The 17057-nt window shown below is 74.2% G+C and carries 8 protein-coding genes; all 8 read right to left on the bottom strand.

Annotated features, from left to right (window positions below; genetic code table 11):
- Nucleotides 1–39: 39 nt before the first annotated feature.
- Nucleotides 40–4953, bottom strand: coding sequence for an FIST N-terminal domain-containing protein (locus WMF24_RS44855; protein WP_437733618.1), 4914 nt, complete (start codon nt 4951–4953; stop codon nt 40–42).
- A gap of 20 nt (nt 4954–4973) precedes the next feature.
- Nucleotides 4974–6212 carry a PP2C family protein-serine/threonine phosphatase gene (locus WMF24_RS44850; RefSeq protein ID WP_437733617.1) on the bottom strand — a complete coding sequence of 413 codons (1239 nt, stop codon included), beginning with the start codon at nt 6210–6212 and terminating at the stop codon, nt 4974–4976.
- 85 nt (nt 6213–6297) lie between these two features.
- Nucleotides 6298–7320 carry a hypothetical protein gene (locus tag WMF24_RS44845; RefSeq protein WP_437733616.1) on the bottom strand — a complete coding sequence of 341 codons (1023 nt, stop codon included), beginning with the start codon at nt 7318–7320 and terminating at the stop codon, nt 6298–6300.
- A gap of 175 nt (nt 7321–7495) precedes the next feature.
- Complete coding sequence (locus WMF24_RS44840) at nt 7496–11248, bottom strand: hypothetical protein (RefSeq protein WP_437733615.1); 3753 nt, start codon at nt 11246–11248, stop codon at nt 7496–7498.
- Complete coding sequence (locus WMF24_RS44835) at nt 11245–12162, bottom strand: AAA family ATPase (RefSeq protein ID WP_437733614.1); 918 nt, start codon at nt 12160–12162, stop codon at nt 11245–11247. Before WMF24_RS44835 ends, WMF24_RS44840 begins: the two co-directional genes overlap by 4 nt.
- A 13-nt stretch (nt 12163–12175) precedes the next feature.
- A complete protein-coding gene (locus WMF24_RS44830) occupies nt 12176–14056 on the bottom strand; it encodes an SIR2 family protein (RefSeq protein WP_437733613.1) in 1881 nt (626 codons plus the stop codon).
- Between the two features lie 243 nt (nt 14057–14299).
- Nucleotides 14300–14512 carry a hypothetical protein gene (locus WMF24_RS44825; protein WP_437733612.1) on the bottom strand — a complete coding sequence of 71 codons (213 nt, stop codon included), beginning with the start codon at nt 14510–14512 and terminating at the stop codon, nt 14300–14302.
- A gap of 231 nt (nt 14513–14743) precedes the next feature.
- Entirely contained in the window at nt 14744–16900 is a 2157-nt protein-coding gene (locus WMF24_RS44820; RefSeq protein ID WP_437733611.1) for a tyrosine-type recombinase/integrase, read from the bottom strand.
- Between the last annotated feature and the right edge of the window lie 157 nt (nt 16901–17057).

Here is a 17057-nt window from a genome sequence, read left to right as displayed (position 1 = left end):
GCGTCACTCGTCCGGGAGCGCGGCAGGCGATCATGGTGCTCATCGAGGGTCGGCGACCTGGGACTTCGCGAAGCTGACGCTGCGGCGCTCACCGCGCGACTCGATCTGGAGCGATACCGTACCACCGGCGCGGGTGCGCGCCCACGCGTCCGCCGCGGCCTTCGCGAACGCCTCCACGGACTGGACGGGGCGATCGCCCACCGCGAGGACGACGTCCCCCGCGGCGACGCCCGGGCCCTCGCCCTGCCGGGGGCGCTCCACCGCGACGACGACGAGGTCGCCGGAGGTGCGGACGCTCGCCGCGAGCTGGGGGAAGAGGCGCGCGACGGTGAGCCCCTGGAACGTGGCCGTCCGGCGGTAGCTCTCCGCGGCCGCCTCGAAGCTCTGCCGGGGAAGCTTGTAGCGCGCGAAGGCGACAGCGCCGCCGGCCTCCTGACGCACGACGGCGTCGACGCGCTCGGGCGTCGCGAACGCTCCGACCTGGGCGAGGTAGCGCGCGGCGATGCGCTCGACGACCTCCGCGCGCTCGGCCGGCCGCGCGTCGGCCGGCGGCTGCACCGCGAGGAGCTCGGCGACGGGGGAGCTCGCGAGCTCGCCGGCGAGGCCCGACGCGAGGCGCTCGATCGCGCTGCTGCGCGCCGCGGCGAGCGCGTCCGCGTCGGTGGCCGCGGGGCCGCCGCGGCCGACGGCGAGGACGCTGTCGCCCTCGAGGACGAACGGCCGCTCCACCCACGGGGGCGGGAGGTCGTCGATCGACGACCAGCCGGAGGACGCCCGGCCGCTCGCCGACGGCGCCGGCGCGCGCGCGCCCACTGCGGGCACGGACGAGGCCGGCGCGGCGGCGCCCGCCGAGGGCGCGGCGCCGGCGGACGCGGCGGCGCTCGCGGCGGCGCCGGCGGGCGGCGCGGAGGGGCTGCGGCCGCTGCGCCAGGCGGCGAAGCCGACGGCGACGAGCGCGACGACCGCGAGCAGCGCGAGGAACGCCGCGCTCGAGCCCGCGCGCGCGCGCGCGTCGACGGGCTGCGGCGACGGCGCGGCCGCCGCGGCGGCCGGCGGCTGCGGCGGGCTCGCCTGCGGGGCGGCGGGCGGCGGGGCCGATTCGGGCGGCGTGGCCGACGCGGGCGGCGGGGCCGAGGGCGGGCGCGCCGCGTGGGCGCCGAGCAGGTAGAGCAGCGAGCGGGACCCGTCGAAGGCGAGCGGCGCGTTGCAGCGCTTGCAGGTGACGCTCGGGTCCTCGCCGCGGCGGAGCCGATCGGCTTGCCGGTCGACCTCGACGAGCGCCGTCCGGACCGCGCCGCACGACGCGCAGCGGCCCTCGACGACGGCGGACTCGACGCGCGCGCCCTGCGGCCAGGTGGGGCTCGCCATCCGCTCGGCCAGCAGCCGCGGACAGCCCTCGATGCGGACGGCCTCGACCGAGCCCTCGAGCTTGCGCAGCGCCGCCTCGAAGCGCGCCGCGCCGTCGGCGGTGACGCCGGCGACGCCGCTCAGGTCGAAGACGACCTGGCCCTCGAGGCCGTCGATGATGCGGCTCCAGCGGAGCGAGGCCGTCATCTTGCTGCCCACCTTGAGCCGCGTGACGCGCCCCTCGACCGTTTTCTCCACGGCCTCGCCGCCCACCGGCTCGTCGCCCTTCTCGAGCTCGATGAGGATCGCGCGCACCTCCGGCGGGATCGCGCCGGCGCCGTGCTGGGCGACGAACCCGAAGTAGGTGGCCGCGTCGTCGTCGAAGGCGCCGGCGCCGCCGCAGCGGGGGCACACGGCCTCGGGCGGCTTGCCCTCGGCGAGCGCGGCCGCGTCGTGGGCGCAGTCGACGAGCCGCTCGAACTGGGCGCCGCACGCCTCGCAGCAGTAGGGCGCGTAGAACGAGACGACCTGCCCGCCGCCGGCGAACCGCCGGATCATGCTGATCTGGTTGATGACCGGCTCGGAGCAGCGCGCGAGGTAGAGGGCGCGTAGACGGGGCTGGGCCGCCTGGATCATCTGGAGCCACTCGCGGACGCCGAACGACGTGATGCGCTCGACGCCGGCGAGGTCGAGCAGGACCTTGCCGTCGAGCTCCCTTGCGAGCGCCGCGCCCTTGAACGCCTCGGTCATGCGCCCGGCGAGCCGGACGACGAGGATGTCGCCGACCTTGCGCCTGTCGAACACGAGGCTGTCGTGGCGGCTGACGGCGCCTGCGGGCGGCACGCTCCGCGTCGGCGCGGTGCGCTGCGACAGGAAGGGCGACGGCCGGTCGCCGGCGGGCGACAGCCGGTCGCCGGAGGGCGACGACGACCGGTCCACCGCGGTGGGCAGGCGCCCCGACGAGACCGGCGCCGCGGCGGGCTCGGCGAACAGCGGGCGCGACGCCCGGTGGCCGTTCGCGGCCGGCGGCACCCGGATGGTGGGCCGCACCTCGTCGCCGTCGTGCGCGGTGCGCGGCGTCGGCGCGGCGCGCTCGCTGCCGCTGCGCCTCGGCAGCGGCGTGAGCGACTCGGAGAGGACGGTGAGGGTCATCGTCTGGTTGTGCAGGTCGCAGTGGCCCGTCGCGTAGGGCGAGATCTCGCCGTACGAGTAGAACCCCGTCACGCGCGTGCCCTTCGGCAGCACGTCCAGCACCGCCTCCACCTCCTCCTCTGTCCGGTCCCCCAGCACGATCCGCCGGCCCACGCAGCTGATCGCGATCGCCAGCGCGCCGTCGCCCGCCGCGCGCCCCGCCTCGCTCGCCGACCTGGCCGCCTGCTCCGCGCCCCCGATCAGCCGCTCGAAGTCCGCCTTCATCAGCTGCACCAGGTGCCCCTCGGGCACGTCCCCCGCGAACGTCAGCGACTGCGCCTCGTGGTCGACGGCCAGCACCGTGCGCACCAGCGACTTCTCGTCGCGCGCCGACGCCCGCAGCGCCAGCGGGAACAGCAGCGCCGACGCAGGCAGCTCCGCCGCCTTGTCCCCGAGGTACTCCTTGTACAGCGACAGCGCCGGGCGCCCGTCCACCTCGTACAGCACGTTGCCCACCGAGCGCGTGATCACCCGCTCCGGACCGAACTTGTCCCAGCCTCCCTTCGACCCGTGCTGGATCACCACGTGCTCGCCGTACAGCCCCACGGCCGCCACCACCCCGCTGCGCACCGTGTCCCCGAGGCACACCCACGTCCGCTGGAACCGCGTCCCGTCCCCCGAGAGGCCCCCGGCCACCACCACCGACTCGGGCAGCACCGCGTTCAGCCCGCGCACCAGCTGGCTGCCGTTCACGCCGAGCCCCTCCGACAGCACCAGCACCCCGCGCAGCCCCGGCCGCTCCAGCTTGCGCGCGAGCGCCTGGCCCGCGGCGAACGAGTCCGACGCGCTCGACACCTCCACCTGCGCCGTCGCCAGCGTCGTGCGCTCGAACCGCGCAACGGCCACCGACAGCGTCCCGTCGCACACCGACGTGCCCGCGATCTCCCCGGCGCTCGAGCAGCCCACCATGTGCGACCTCGGGTACGCGCGCCGCAGCTCCCGGATCGCCCCGGGGTCGTCGAGGAACTCCGGCGCGCCGAACGCGAGCACGAGCGTCCGGTCGCTGTCGAGCGCGGGCAGCGCGCGCACCGACCACCTGCCCGTCTCGCGCGAGAACGAGAACGTCTCGAGCCGCATCCCGAGCGCCGCGCTCGACGCCGGCGACGCGGACGACAGGGAGTCGAACGTGGCGTCGGACGCGATCTCGAGCTCCTCGAACTCCGCCATGCCGCCCGCCGGCTGCGCGACGACGCGCGCGGCCACGGCCGGCGCCCGCGGCGCGGCGCGCGGCTTGCGCTCGCGCGGGCCCTCGCCCCGCGCGAGCAGCGAGAGCGACTCGGAGAGGACGGTGAGGGTCATCGTCTGGTTGTGCAGGTCGCAGTGGCCCGTCGCGTAGGGCGAGATCTCGCCGTACGAGTAGAACCCCGTCACGCGCGTGCCCTTCGGCAGCACGTCCAGCACCGCCTCCACCTCCTCCTCCGTCCGGTCCCCCAGCACGATCCGCCGGCCCACGCAGCTGATCGCGATCGCCAGCGCGCCGTCGCCCGCCGCGCGCCCCGCCTCGCTCGCCGACCTGGCCGCCTGCTCCGCGCCCCCGATCAGCCGCTCGAAGTCCGCCTTCATCAGCTGCACCAGGTGCCCCTCGGGCACGTCCCCCGCGAACGTCAGCGACTGCGCCTCGTGGTCGACGGCCAGCACCGTGCGCACCAGCGACTTCTCGTCGCGCGCCGACGCCCGCAGCGCCAGCGGGAACAGCAGCGCCGACGCAGGCAGCTCCGCCGCCTTGTCCCCGAGGTACTCCTTGTACAGCGACAGCGCCGGGCGCCCGTCCACCTCGTACAGCACGTTGCCCACCGAGCGCGTGATCACCCGCTCCGGACCGAACTTGTCCCAGCCTCCCTTCGACCCGTGCTGGATCACCACGTGCTCGCCGTACAGCCCCACGGCCGCCACCACCCCGCTGCGCACCGTGTCCCCGAGGCACACCCACGTCCGCTGGAACCGCGTCCCGTCCCCCGAGAGGCCCCCGGCCACCACCACCGACTCGGGCAGCACCGCGTTCAGCCCGCGCACCAGCTGGCTGCCGTTCACGCCGAGCCCCTCCGACAGCACCAGCACCCCGCGCAGCCCCGGCCGCTCCAGCTTGCGCGCGAGCGCCTGGCCCGCGGCGAACGAGTCCGACGCGCTCGACACCTCCACCTGCGCCGTCGCCAGCGTCGTGCGCTCGAACCGCGCAACGGCCACCGACAGCGTCCCGTCGCACACCGACGTGCCCGCGATCTCCCCGGCGCTCGAGCAGCCCACCATGTGCGACCTCGGGTACGCTCGCCGCAGCTCCCGGATCGCCCCGGGGTCGTCCAGGAACTCCGGCGCGCCGAACGCGAGCACGAGCGTCCGGTCGCTGTCGAGCACGGGCAGCACCCGCACGGACCACTTCCTGGTCTCCCGGTCGTAGTGGAACGTCTCGAGGATCATGGGGGCTCGTCGCCCCCAGGCTACAGCACGCGGGCGACGACGAGGGTCATGTCGTCGTCGAGGGATCGCTCGCCGCGGAACCGGGACACCGCCGCGACGATCGCGTCCCGCGCCTCCTCGGGCGCGTAGCTGGACACGCTCTGGAAGAGCGCCCGCAGCCGCCGCTCGCTGAACTGCTCGCTCGCCGCGTTCTCACATTCGGTGACGCCGTCGGTGAACCAGAGGAGGGCGTCGCCGCCCTCCAGGGCGACGGTGCTCGACGTGTACTCGGCCGAGCTCGCCGACCCGAGCGGCGCGCCCTGCGAGGTGAGCTGGCGGACGGCGTTGTTCCTGACGAGGTACGGGAACGGGTGGCCGGCGTTCGCGACGGTGAGCGAGCGCGCCTCCGGGTCGAAGACGCACACGGCGCACGTCATCAGGTACTTCTGCTGCCCGGCCTCGAGGATCGAGCAGTTCATGACGCGCAGGAGCTGCGCGGCGCTCAGCTCCTCGCCCCCGAACGTGCGCGCGATGTCGCAGGCGGCCTTCGCCGCCCCCGTGATGATCGCGGAGGAGATGCCGTGCCCCGTCACGTCGCCGATGACGGTGAGCAGCCGGCCGTCCGGCAGGTCGTGGAAGGTCCACCAGTCGCCGCCGCACTCCGCCGCGGGCTGGAAGTGGCCGGCGAGCCGCAGCGAGCGGCGCTCGATGACGTCGGCGCTCGGCACGAGCATCTGCTGGACGGCGCGCGCGACCTCGAGCTGCTTCTTCAGCGAGGCGCGCTCCGCCGTGTCGTAGAGGAGCTGCACGAGCCGGTCGCCCAGCCCGACGAGCTGGACGCGGACCTCGTTGATGGCGTCGTCCGAGCCGCTCGCGCCGGCGGCGCCCTGGGCCGCGCTGCCCAGCGAGAGGAGCTCGGCGAGCTTGGCGGCGAAGCGCCGCTTGGCCGTCGAGATCGTCGAGGTGACCTCGGACGGCATCGACGGCTCGACCTGGGAGCTCGCGGCGTCGTGGAAGAGGGTGAGCGCGTCGCCGATCGCCACGACGACGCTGCGCAGGCGGTCGCGCTCGGCGAGGAGCTGGCGGTGGAGCGCGCCCATCTCGTTGGTGGAGAGGTCGAGCGAGCGGGTGAGGAGGCTCCTGTCGTCGGCGACGTGGCGGTAGTGCTCGCTGATCCGCGCGACGACCTTGTGCCACGTCTCCCGGTCGGGCGGCTCGCTGAGGTCCTCCAGCCCGAGGCGCCGGAGCTGCCGCGCGAGGAGCGGATCGATCTCGGTCACGGCGACCTCCCCGGCCGGAACGCGCCGCGGGGCCGCGCGCCGCCTCGCGGCCCTGCGTCACGGCGCGCCGCCAGGCGCCCGGCCGTCACCACGCGCCCCGCTCCAGCGTCTCCATCGCGGGCGTGGAGCGCTCGAAGTAGTGGATCGACGCGGGCAGCGAGCGGAACTCGCGCGGGTTCACGTCGAGGTCCCAGAACGACGTGACCGTGGTCGAGGCGGCGGGCGAGACGTCGACGACGAGCACCGCGCCGGCCGCGTAGATCTTGAGCATGCCGAGGCCGGCGCCGCCGCGCGAGGTGTCGAGCACGGGGGTGCGGGCCGAGTCCGCGCCGCGGGCGCTCAGGCCGCGCGTGATGCCCTCGAAGACGTGGCGCCGCCGGAGGGTGCCGAACGGGTCGTGGGCCTGGAGCGCGATGTGCGCGCCGTCGGCGCCGAGCCGCAGCGTGGGGATCTCGCTCTCCTCGAGCACGATGTCGCACCGCCTGTCGTGCGTGTAGCGCGGGCGCCCGCGGGCATCGACGGGCGCGACGTACATGGCGTTCATGAGCAGCTCGTGCGCGAGCGCGGCGAGCCGCTCGGCGACGCGCGCGGGGGCGCCGGCGCGCTCGGCCCAGTGCGCGACCTCGGCGACGGTGCGGTCGCGGTCCTCGCTCGTGCGGGGGCGCCACTTCACGATGGTCGCGCCCCACGAGAGCAGGTCGGAGAGGCGCGGCGCTGGCGCGAGCGGCTTGAGGATGCGCCGGACGGCGAGCGCGATCTCCCACGGGCGCGGCATCGAGGCGAAGCTCGGCCAGCCGACGATGCTGGACAGCCGCGGCTCCTCGAGGGCGGCCTGGAGGACGGCGTCGGTGTTGCCCGAGGTCCACACGAGCAGGTGCATGCTCGGGTAGCGCTCGGCGGCCCACTCGAGCGCGAGCTCGAGGTCGGCGGCGTCGCAGCCGAGCAGGAGCGGCCTGTCGGAGAGCCGCGCGCGCAGCTCGGCCGGGTCGCTCGCCACCGGGACGTCCTGCATGCCGGCGGCGGCCGACATGACGCGGGCGATGCGCTGGCCGACGACGCGGTTCCGCTCGAGCACGGCGATCGTCGCTTTGGGGGCTGAATCGCTCAAGGGGTCACCGCGGGAGGGCCGCCCCGCGAGGGCGCGGGGCGCAGAGGATTACACCACGGTTCGCGGGCGGGAGGCGGGGGGAAGGCGGCGCGCGGCGGCGGCGCAGGGGCGCACGACATGTCGGAGCACGCCCTGCATGGCGCTCCGGGCGAGCGTCCGAGAGACGCCCGGGTCGTCACGGCGCCTTCGCCGGGCCCTTGCAGCGCCGCCGGCAGTCCTCCTCGCTCTGGATGCAGCGCTTGCGGCACGTGTCGGTCGCGCACTCGCTCGAGCATCGCTGCTTCGCGTCCTCGCAGCGCTTCCCGCACGGGACGGCATCGCTTGTGCAGACCCCGTAAGTACAGACCTCGCCGGCCGCGCAGGCGCGCCCGCAGCGGCCGCAATGCTGGGGCGAGCTCCAGGTGTCCACCTCACACCCGTTCGCCGCGTCGCCATCGCAGTCGCCGAAGCCGGGCGAACACAAGAAGCCACAGGTGCCGTCGGTACACGTCGGGTCCGCGTTCGGCGCGGCGGGGCACACTTTCCTGCAGGCGCCGCAGTGGCGAGGGTCCCGCATGATGTTCGTGGTGCAGCTGCCTCTCTCGCACGAGCGGTAGCCCTCGTAGCAGCGCTCGCACCGGCCCCGGACGCAGTAATGGCTAAAGATCGACACCAAGCAGCTCGCCCCGCACTGCCCGCAGTGCCTCTGATCGCGCTGCAGGTCCACGCAGACCCCTCCGCAACGGACGTGATCGGGGCTGTCGCAAGGCGGCTCCGCCGGCTCGTCCTCGCGGGAGCTCGCCGTACCGGAGGAGCGGCACACGCCGTCCTCGCACGCCGCGCCGCCCTCGCACACCACGCCGCAGGCGCCGCAGTTCTGCGCGTCGGTCAGGAGGTCCGTGCAGCCCCGCTCGCTGCATTCCACGGCGCCGTCCGCGCAGGCGCACTCCCCGCCCTCGCAGACCTGGTCGTCCCGGCATTGCCGGTCGCAGGCGCCGCAGTGGTCCGGATGGCTGGCCGTGTCGGTGCACTCGCCCCCGCAGCGCTGCGCTGGCGGCGCGCAGGGGAGCGCGGCGTCGTCCGGCGGCGGAGCCCACCGCGGCAGGCTCGGGTCCGCGAGGCGGTCGATGATCTCGCCCGGCGCGCCGGGCATCACGCCCCCCGAGTGCCGCGCGACGGCGAGGTCGCGCTCGCGCGCCGCCCGGGCCAGGGTCGTCCGCCGCTCCGGCGTGTCGTTCACGATGCGCCGCCTCCCGTCCTGGGAGACGTGGATGACGCGCCCCGCGGCGTCGAAGTACGGCAGCCTGCCCCAGCTCTGTCCGTCGAACAGCGCGCGCGCGCCGCGCGGCGTGAGGGAGCCCGCGTCGAGCGTGAACACGGTCCCCTCGGTTATCTCCCTGGCCAACGCCGCCATCACCATCCCATCCTCCTCGGTCGCCTCGCCCGATGTCGCCGGCGCGCCGCGGCGGCTCACGTAAGTCACGTAGACGGACAGCTCCTCCGAGGGCAGCTCGGTCAGGGCGCCGGCGCGCACCTCGGCGGGGGTGAGCGCGTCGAGCCGCCGGGCGGTCAGCGTGCGAACGATCGGCCCGTCGGAGAGCCGGAACACGGCGACGGCGCCCTCGGCCGACGCGACGCCCCGCGCGCCGCCCGCAGCCCGGCCGGCCTGCACCGCCAGCCCGTACGCGGCGTCCGCGCCGGCGTGGATGTCGTGGAACGCGTCGAACGCGCAGAGCGCCGTCCGCACGTCGGCGCGCGTCCACAGGTAGGTCGCGCTCCCGTCGAGGCGCGGCGGCGCCGGGTCGAGCACGCCCATCACGTCGAGGGTCGCCGCCACGAGCGCGGAGGAGGCGACGACGAGGGCGACCGCCCTCGGGGCCGGGAGCGGCAGCCTCCGCCGCTCCGAGGCGGGGAGCTCCTCGCGCATCGGCGTCCGCAGCTCCGAGCGGAGCCGGGCGAGGATCGCCCGCTGCTCGGGCGGGACGTCCGCCCCGCGCTCGCGCGCGAGCTCCTGCTCCACGCGGGCCTCGAGCTCGGCGCGAAGCGGCGACGCCGCCAGCGCGGCCAGGTCGAGGCGGACGGCGTCGAGGTCGTCCCCGAGGCGCAGCCGCTGGAGCGTCACGTCGATCCGCCAGCGGTGGTAGGCCGCCGAGCGCTCGTCCGACGGCTGCTTCCGGTCGAGCTCCGACAGCAGGAACCGCCGCACCTCCGACTCGATGAGGCGCCCGGGATCCCGCGCGCGGAACCAGGCGAGCGCTTCCCGGACAGCGCCTTCGTGCGCGTCCGCGCCGTCGCGGATCAGCCGCTCGGCCCCGAGGACGAGCTCCTCCGGGGCGTGCGGCAGGAATCGGCGCCGCAGCAGCTCGGCGAGCTCGAACGAAGGGGCCGGGGCGAAGAGGAGCATCGCATGGAGGCGGCGCACGTCGTCCGGATCGAGCGGGGCGCCCTGGCCCGGCTCGGGGCGGGGCGGGCGCCGCCAGCCGTGGCGCAGCGCGCGCAGGTGCTCGGCCGCCGCGCGCGCGCCGCCGCGGTTCATCGGGAACGCGGCGATCGGCGCGCTCTCGTCGAGCAGGCCGTCCGGCCAGAGATCCGGGTCCTCGACCGGGTTCAGGAGGACGCGGAGCGGCCAGGCGCCGAGCGCCTCCTCGACGCGGGCTCGCTGCGCGCGGCTCACCTCGCAGAGGCCCTCGCCGGTCCCGAGCACGAGCAGCGGGAGCCCCCCCGCCCGCGGTGCCAGCGAGGCGAGCGGCACGAACGGCGCGGAAGGGTCGGCCGCGACGCGCGATGGGTCCCGGTCGAAGACGTGGCGCTCCAGCGCGAAGCCGTGGCGCGCGAGCCGGTCGACAAGCGCGTCCATCTTGGCGCGCCAGGGCAGGCTCTGGTAGCCGATGTCCTGGAGCAGCAGGGCGCGGCGGCGCCTCGGGCGCGGCCTGTAGGCGAGCACGGGGCGCATCCCCGCGCGCGCGGTGCGGTCGACGGTGCGCGCCTCGTCGAGGCGGCCGCGCGCGGCCACCACGTCGAGCGCGCCGCCGAGCGCGGCGACGATGTCGTCGCCCGCCGGGCGCGCGCGCGCCGGCGCCTCGTAGCGGCGGGGCCCGGACAGCGCCGCGGACCGCCCCCGGAACAGCCGCCGCGTCGCCTCGATCAGCCGCTGCCGGTAGCGCGACCAGCCGAGGCCGGCGAGCGTCAGCGCGGCGGCCGCGCCGAGGGCCAGCGACGGCAGGGGCCAGCGCCGGACCGCGACGGCGTCGCGCGGCGGGCAGCCCATCGGCCGATCGAGGGCGCCCGCCGCGGCGACGCTCGCCGGCCCAGGGGGGTCCACCGCGACGTTGCCCTGGGTCATCGTCACGTTCCCGGCGCCCTGGACCTCCAGCTCGGGCGCGTGGAGCCAGGTGCTCCTCAGCGCCACCAGCCAGAGCGCGGCGAGGAGCGCGATCGCTGCGAGCGCGGCGGCGGCGGACGACCGCCGCCTCGACACGTCGGCCGGGGGCTGCTGCTCCACGGGCGACCGGTGCTTGGCGGGCGCCTTCCGTGAGATCGTCACCCCCGGCGCCCGCGCCTCGGCGAACGGCCCCTGCGCCGCCCGGATCGACACCTTGGGCGCGTCGGCGTCTGGATCGAACGCGGCCTCCTTGATGACCTCCGGCGCGGCCGCGACGTCCATCTCGCCGGGGCCGCGCTCTGCCGGGGCCGCCGCGGGGGGCTCGGCCGGGTAGAGCCGGTCGAAGGTCTCCTCGACGAGCGCGGCCTCGGCGGCGCTCCTGGCGAGCAGGCTCGCGACCGCGGCGCGGAGCTCGTCGCGCGAGGTGCCGTCGTAGCGCGACAGGAGGCGCGCGAACGCGAGCCGCTCGCCGACACCGAGCTCCATGCCCGCGTCGCGCAGCGCGTCGAGCAGCTCCTCGAAGGGCAGCCCGGAGCCCTCCCGCGAAACGGGCAGCCCGGGGCTCATCGCCGCAGCGTCGCGCCGGCCGGGGAGCCGTCCGGTCCGGGGGCCGAGGCCCTCCGCTGCTGGAGCGCCGCGGCCTGGTGGAGGCGCAGCACGTCGGCGTCGAGCTTCACGAGCGCGCCGGGGCTCAGCCGCGCGAACGGCGCGGTCTCGACCTCGTGGACGCCGATGCCTGCCCTGAGCAGCACGCGGATCCAGACCAGGAGCTCCCCGGTCGCGGGCGGCTTCTCGAGATCCATCGCGCGGAGCTCCTCGAAGCGGGCGATGGCGGCGTCGATGAGCCGGTCCTCCAGCGCAGCCGGGTCGAAGCGGGCCCGCACGATGCGCCGGAGCTGCGCCCGGTCGGGGAACGCGATGCGGTGGAAGACGCACCGCCGGAGAAATGCGTCCGGCAGCGGCCGCTCGCTGTTGCTCGTGATCACCACGACGGGGCGGCAGTCGGCGACGAACGTCGCGCCGATCTCCGGCACCTCGAACCGCACCTCGTCGTCGAGGACGGTGAGCAGGTCGTTGGCGAAATCCCGCGGCGCCTTGTCGATCTCGTCGATCAGGACCACGCGGGGCCTGCTCGACCGGATCGCCTCCCCGAGCGCCTCGTAGCGCACGTAGTTCGAGGGGTCCTTCGCCCGGGGATCCTGCACCTGGGCGTCGTAGAAGCGCCGCATGCTGTCGAACCGGTACAGGCATTCGCTCGCCTGGTGCTCGCTCCTCGTCCAGAACTTGAGCGGCGGGCCGTACCCGAGCTGCCGCGCGATCGAGTCCGCCAGTGTCGTCTTGCCCGTGCCGGGCTCGCCGGTCACGAGGAGCGGCTGCTCGGCGGCGAGGGCCGTGTTGACGGCCGCCGCGAGCTCGGGGCTCGCGATGTACGCCTCGTCCCCGTCCGCCCGGTACCGTGCGAACTGGTAGTCGTCGATCATCTCAGCGCCTCATTCATTTCGTGATCTCCTCGAGCCTCGAGAACAGATCGGCGGTGCTCAGGTCGAGGAACTCCTCGACCTCGGCGAGCTTGAGCTGGAGGAGCGCGGGATCGGATCCGTAGAGATCGTCGAGGAGCGACTTGACGTGATCACTGTCGATACGCGAGAGCGTCTCGGCGTGCACCTCGAGGCTGGGGCGGCGGACCCCCGCGAGCGCCTCCACGAAGCGCTCGACGCGCCGGCGGCCCGAGAACGGACAGACGCGGTCGAGGAAGCCGGCGCGGAAGGTGACGGGCTGGAGGGCGATGAGGCTGTGCCTGGGCGGCCCGTGCTCCTCGACGCGCGCGATCAGGTCGGGCAGCGCCTTTGTGTAGAACTCCCTGAGCCAGGCGCCCTGCTGCGCGATCCGGACGCGCGGGAAGAGCAGGATCAGGTTGCTGCACTCGAGGCGCCGGGAGATCGCGGCGGCCACCGTGCCGTCGCGCTCGCGGAGGTAGTCCCTGAGCTTGGCGGCGACGTCGTGGGGCGCCATCTGGTAGATGTCGTGGCGGACCTCCACGGGGTCGGCGTCGAGCTCGGATCTCCCGAACACCGCCACACGCTTGAGGAAATACGCGTGCCCTTCGCGCATGTCGCCCGACAGGACGAAGACGTGCGCGCGGGGCGCCTCGCCGCAGGCGCGCTTCAGGCGAGCCCATTGCGCCTCGCGGTCGCACATGAGGTAGGCGGAGGTCGAGCGCAGCCACCGCTTCTCGTTCGGCCGCGCGCGGAGCTCGCGGGACGCAGCGGCCTGATCGCGCGCGCTGCCGCGCCACCGGGACGGGGCGCCGCGCCGGGCGGCGCTCGGCGGCTCGTCCGCGTCGGAGGGCCGCTCGCCGGAGGGCCGGGTGGCTCGCTCGCCGGAGGGCCGGGAGGGCCGCTCGCCGGAGGGCTCCGCGCGAGGCGGCGATGGCGCGGGGGCGGAGACGACGGCGGCGCTGTCGCGTGGGGCCCGCTCGTCCAGCGCATGGAGGAGCGCAGTGACGGCCCCGACCTCGTCCTCCGCGCCGGGGTCGAAGTAGAGGAGCTGCAGCCCCGCGCGCTGAAGCTCGCTGCGCTGGTAGCTGGACATGGTCCGCGGGACGACCGCGAAGCGCGCCGGCGCGCCCGCTCCGGCGCGGGCGCGGAGCCGCTCGAGGACGCCGTCATGGTCGGTCGCGAGATCGCACCCGACGACCAGCACCGGGAAGCTGGAGAGGAGCGCGGCGACGGCCTCCTGGACCAGCGCGTCGTGGAGGAGCCGCTCGCGGTGCTCGCGCGTGACGACCCAGGTGCTCTGCACGGCGAGCGTGCCGTGGAGCTTGAAGAGGTAGCGGCTCCGCGAGGCCATGTCGCCGGTGGGCTGATAGTAGACGTCCCAATGGCCCCGGAACGCGCGCTCGAACAGCTTGTTCAGGTTGGTCGAGAGCACCGCCCGGAGCCGCGGCGACAGCGCCGCGATCGCGCGCGCGATCCCGGGCACGGGCGCGCTGTCGTCGGACCACCGGACGGAGATCTCCCGCGCGAACTCGACCGGTCCGAGCGCGATCTGCAGCGCCGAGAAGGCGTCGAACAGGCGGCGCTGCTCGATGAGCTGATCGATCTCCGCGATGAGCTCCGGCTCGGCGCCCCGCCCCCTGGCGCGCTGCGACATCGCGGCCGCGAGCGCGCCGGGCGCGGGTAACCCTGCCGCGGCGGTGACGCCCGAGCCGGCGAAGATCACAAGGCTCCTCGCCTCGTACGCCTCGCGGATGACCTCGATCAGCGGGTCGGACGCATCCACAGCAGCGAGGCTAACACCGGGCGCGATCGACGTGATCGCGGCCGTACGGGGCGGGCAATGCTCGTCCTCGGCCCCTTCCGTCTTCAGCGTCACGAGGAAGATACGCCGTCCCGGTCTTCAGGGCGCTACCGCGGCGCGACCGCCCCCGGCTGTTGCTCGCCGTAGGACGGGATCCTGGAGGCACGTTCCATGGGTCGAGCACGCCGGCGCACATCAACGCGCCGATCGCAGACTCACCGGGTGGTCGTGCGCGGGCCGAGGCGGGCCACGACGGCAGGCCGCCGGAGCGCAAGCCCCGGGAGCGGCGGACCAGGGACGAACCTGGGCGACACCTTATCAATCAACGAGCTGGCAGCTTCGCAGAAGGGCAGCGACGATGCCCCACACGATGCCAAGGACGACCAGGAACTCGACGACCCGACCGAAGACGTCGATCGGCTTTGGTGCCTTGACCTCTCGCTCGATGTCGCTCGCCTTCACCCAGGCGGAACGCCGCGCGGCCGCCCCGGACGCCGGTCTCCCCGCTTCCTGTTCGCGATCACCGCTCATGACCGGTTCTGTAGCACGCTGCGTCCCCCACGCGCGCGGTGTTGCCGGAGCCACGCCGGAGGTTGGCCGGGCCTTGCTCCGGGGTTGACCACGCAGGCGTCGCCATGGCCGTTCCAGCATGGACCAGGCCGACGAGGCCACCAGCGGCCTGTCGGCGCGCCCTCGCCGCTCTGGCCTGTCTGGGGGTGCCCGCTCGACTGCTCGTGCTGCTGGCAACGCGCGGACGCTGTATCAACAGCTCGAGAAGGACGGCTCGATGAGGGTCCCGTCCCGGCGCCCCCGTGCGGGGCGGGCGGGACGCCGTGAGCCCATCCAGGTGAGGTCGCTCGTCCATGCCGGAGATGGGTGGCAACCATCTTTCGGTGGACGTGCCTCCATCAAAAGATGGGTGGCAACCATCTCCGCGATGGACGTGCCTCCATCAAAAGATGGGTGGCAACCATCTTTCGGTGGACGTGCCTCCATCAAAAGACGGGTGGCAACCATCTCCGCGATGGACGTGCCTCCATCAAAAGATGGGTGGCAACCATCTTTCGGTGGACGTGCCTCCATCAAAAGACGGGTGGCAACCATCTCCGCGATGGAGACGCCACCCTCCGGCCCGGCGATCCCCTGGCCAGCCCACCTCGCCGGGGGAAAAGCGACCGCGATAGCTCGTCGGCCAGGGGCGTCCCTGGTCGGGCGGGAGGTTTTCCCTGGCCGCCCGGCCCTCGAAGCCGCTGCTCGCCGCGCGGCGCGGGGACGCTGCCGGCCTCGCCTGAGCCCTCGTTCAGACATCGGCCCTCCCCGCGCCGCACGGCGAACAGCGGCTCCGAGGGCCGACCCTCTTCCGGAACCAGGGAAGTCCTTGGGCTTCTTCCCTGGTTGAGCGGAGCTAGCGGCGGAAAGTAGAACGATTTCAGCGGGTTCCTGCTCGTCGTCGGTCGGGCCCACTTCCGGTGTGGCCCAGCGCGGGCCCAACCGAACGCCTTCGGGCACCCCTGCGTCCGCCGTGGCCGAAGCCACAACGTTGCCCCGGGTCAGCGCCAGGGCGAGCGGCGCCGAGGCGAGGGAGACCTCGTCGCTCGTCGAGCGCGCATCCGGCTCCTCCGACGCGGGACCGTCTCCTGCTACCGAGCCGCCCTTGTCGGCCAGCTCGGGGAGCGCCTCGTCCAGGGGGGCGAAGTCGCCCAGGGCGAGCTCCGCGACCTTGCGGGCGGCGCGCTTGTAGTTGTGGATCTGGTCGCTCGAGCTGTGGCCGGTCCGATCGGAGATCCACGTCTCCGTGCGGCCGGTCGCGAGCTTGACCGTGATGAAGGTCGCACGCGTATCGTGCAAGCGGATGTTCAGCCTTGCCTCCGTGGTCTCGAACAGCTCAGGCCGATCGATTCCGGCGCGGCGAAGGTGATCTCTGAAGTTCTTCGCCCCGTTGTGCCCCGGCAAGGCGTTGCCCCACTTGCCGACGAAGACGCGTACCTTGTCCGGGCAGATCTCGCGCCATTTCCGGAGCGCGCGCACCACGTCCGGCGAGAGCGCCCACGCGCGGGGATCGTCCGTCTTGTTCTCGTCAAGAACTACGGCTCCCCGGTCGAGGTCCAGATCCGACCATTCGAGTCTGCCGGCCTCATCAGCTCGCATGCCTTCCCGGTCCAGGAAGCCGTAGTAGATGCGGAAGCACAGGGGGATCGCCTTGCACCGCATCAGGCGATGGTCCTCGTCGGGGTAGAGATACCCCTTTGCCTTCTCATCATCGGCTTTGGGGATCCACCCCCGCGGCAAGGGGTTGCTACTGATGATGCGTGCCGGATACGTCGCGAGTGCCAATATACGATGGATGATTTGCGCGATCTTTTGACGCGTTCCGGGCTGCAAGTGCCCTGGAAGCAACGACATCGCGTGATCGGCGTGGTCGAGCGTGAAGCGTACGAGAGGGACGGGACCGAGCACGTCGAGCACGTGAGCGAGTCTCGTTCTATAATTATCCGCGCTTCGAATCGCCTTCACATGATCCGGATACTGCTCGGCGAGCTCCCCGGATAGAACCCGCTCCGCGAATTCGGCGAACGTCGTTTCGCCTGTTGCGCGGGCCCGCGCTTCGCCCCGGCACAGATGGTCGATGGCGAGCCGGACATCGCGGAGCGCGTTCCCCTCGCGCGCGGCAGCCTGCTCCAGCAGGGGCACGCCGAGCACGACCTGTCCCGCAGCGATCAGGCGCCCGGCCAGCTCGGCCAGCACCTCGAGCCGCGCGTTGGCTTCATGCTCGGTCCGGCACGTCGGCAAGCTGAACGTGCGTCGGCCGGTCTCGCCGAGGCTGAGGCGCGCGGTCCACGTTTTCCCGCGCAGCCGCACGGAGCCGGAGCCGTTGGCGCGCTTCTCTGCTGCGCAGGCCGCCGACTGCGGGCGCTTCATCGAGTCCGGCGAGGCCGCGTCGGGCGCGGCCGTATCCGCCACCGGAGAGAGGCGCCCGCCAGGGCGGCTCGAGCGCAATCGCCGGTCGGTCGACGCCGGTGCAGGGAGGGATGAGGCAGGGGACGAAGCCGAGCGCTTGGCGCGCGCCCGTCGCTGG

This window comes from Sorangium sp. So ce1335, assembly GCF_051521615.1.
Taxonomy (GTDB): Bacteria; Myxococcota_A; Polyangia; order Polyangiales; family Polyangiaceae; genus Sorangium.
This window is presented reverse-complemented; position numbering and strand designations above follow the sequence as displayed.

Coding starts and splice junctions, on each gene's coding strand:
- WMF24_RS44855 (WP_437733618.1), bottom strand. CDS start 4,953: ATGATCCTCGAGACGTTCCACTACGACCGGGAGACCAGGAAGTGGTCC.
- WMF24_RS44840 (WP_437733615.1), bottom strand. CDS start 11,248: ATGAGCCCCGGGCTGCCCGTTTCGCGGGAGGGCTCCGGGCTGCCCTTC.
- WMF24_RS44835 (WP_437733614.1), bottom strand. CDS start 12,162: ATGATCGACGACTACCAGTTCGCACGGTACCGGGCGGACGGGGACGAG.
- WMF24_RS44825 (WP_437733612.1), bottom strand. CDS start 14,512: ATGAGCGGTGATCGCGAACAGGAAGCGGGGAGACCGGCGTCCGGGGCG.
- WMF24_RS44820 (WP_437733611.1), bottom strand. CDS start 16,900: ATGAAGCGCCCGCAGTCGGCGGCCTGCGCAGCAGAGAAGCGCGCCAAC.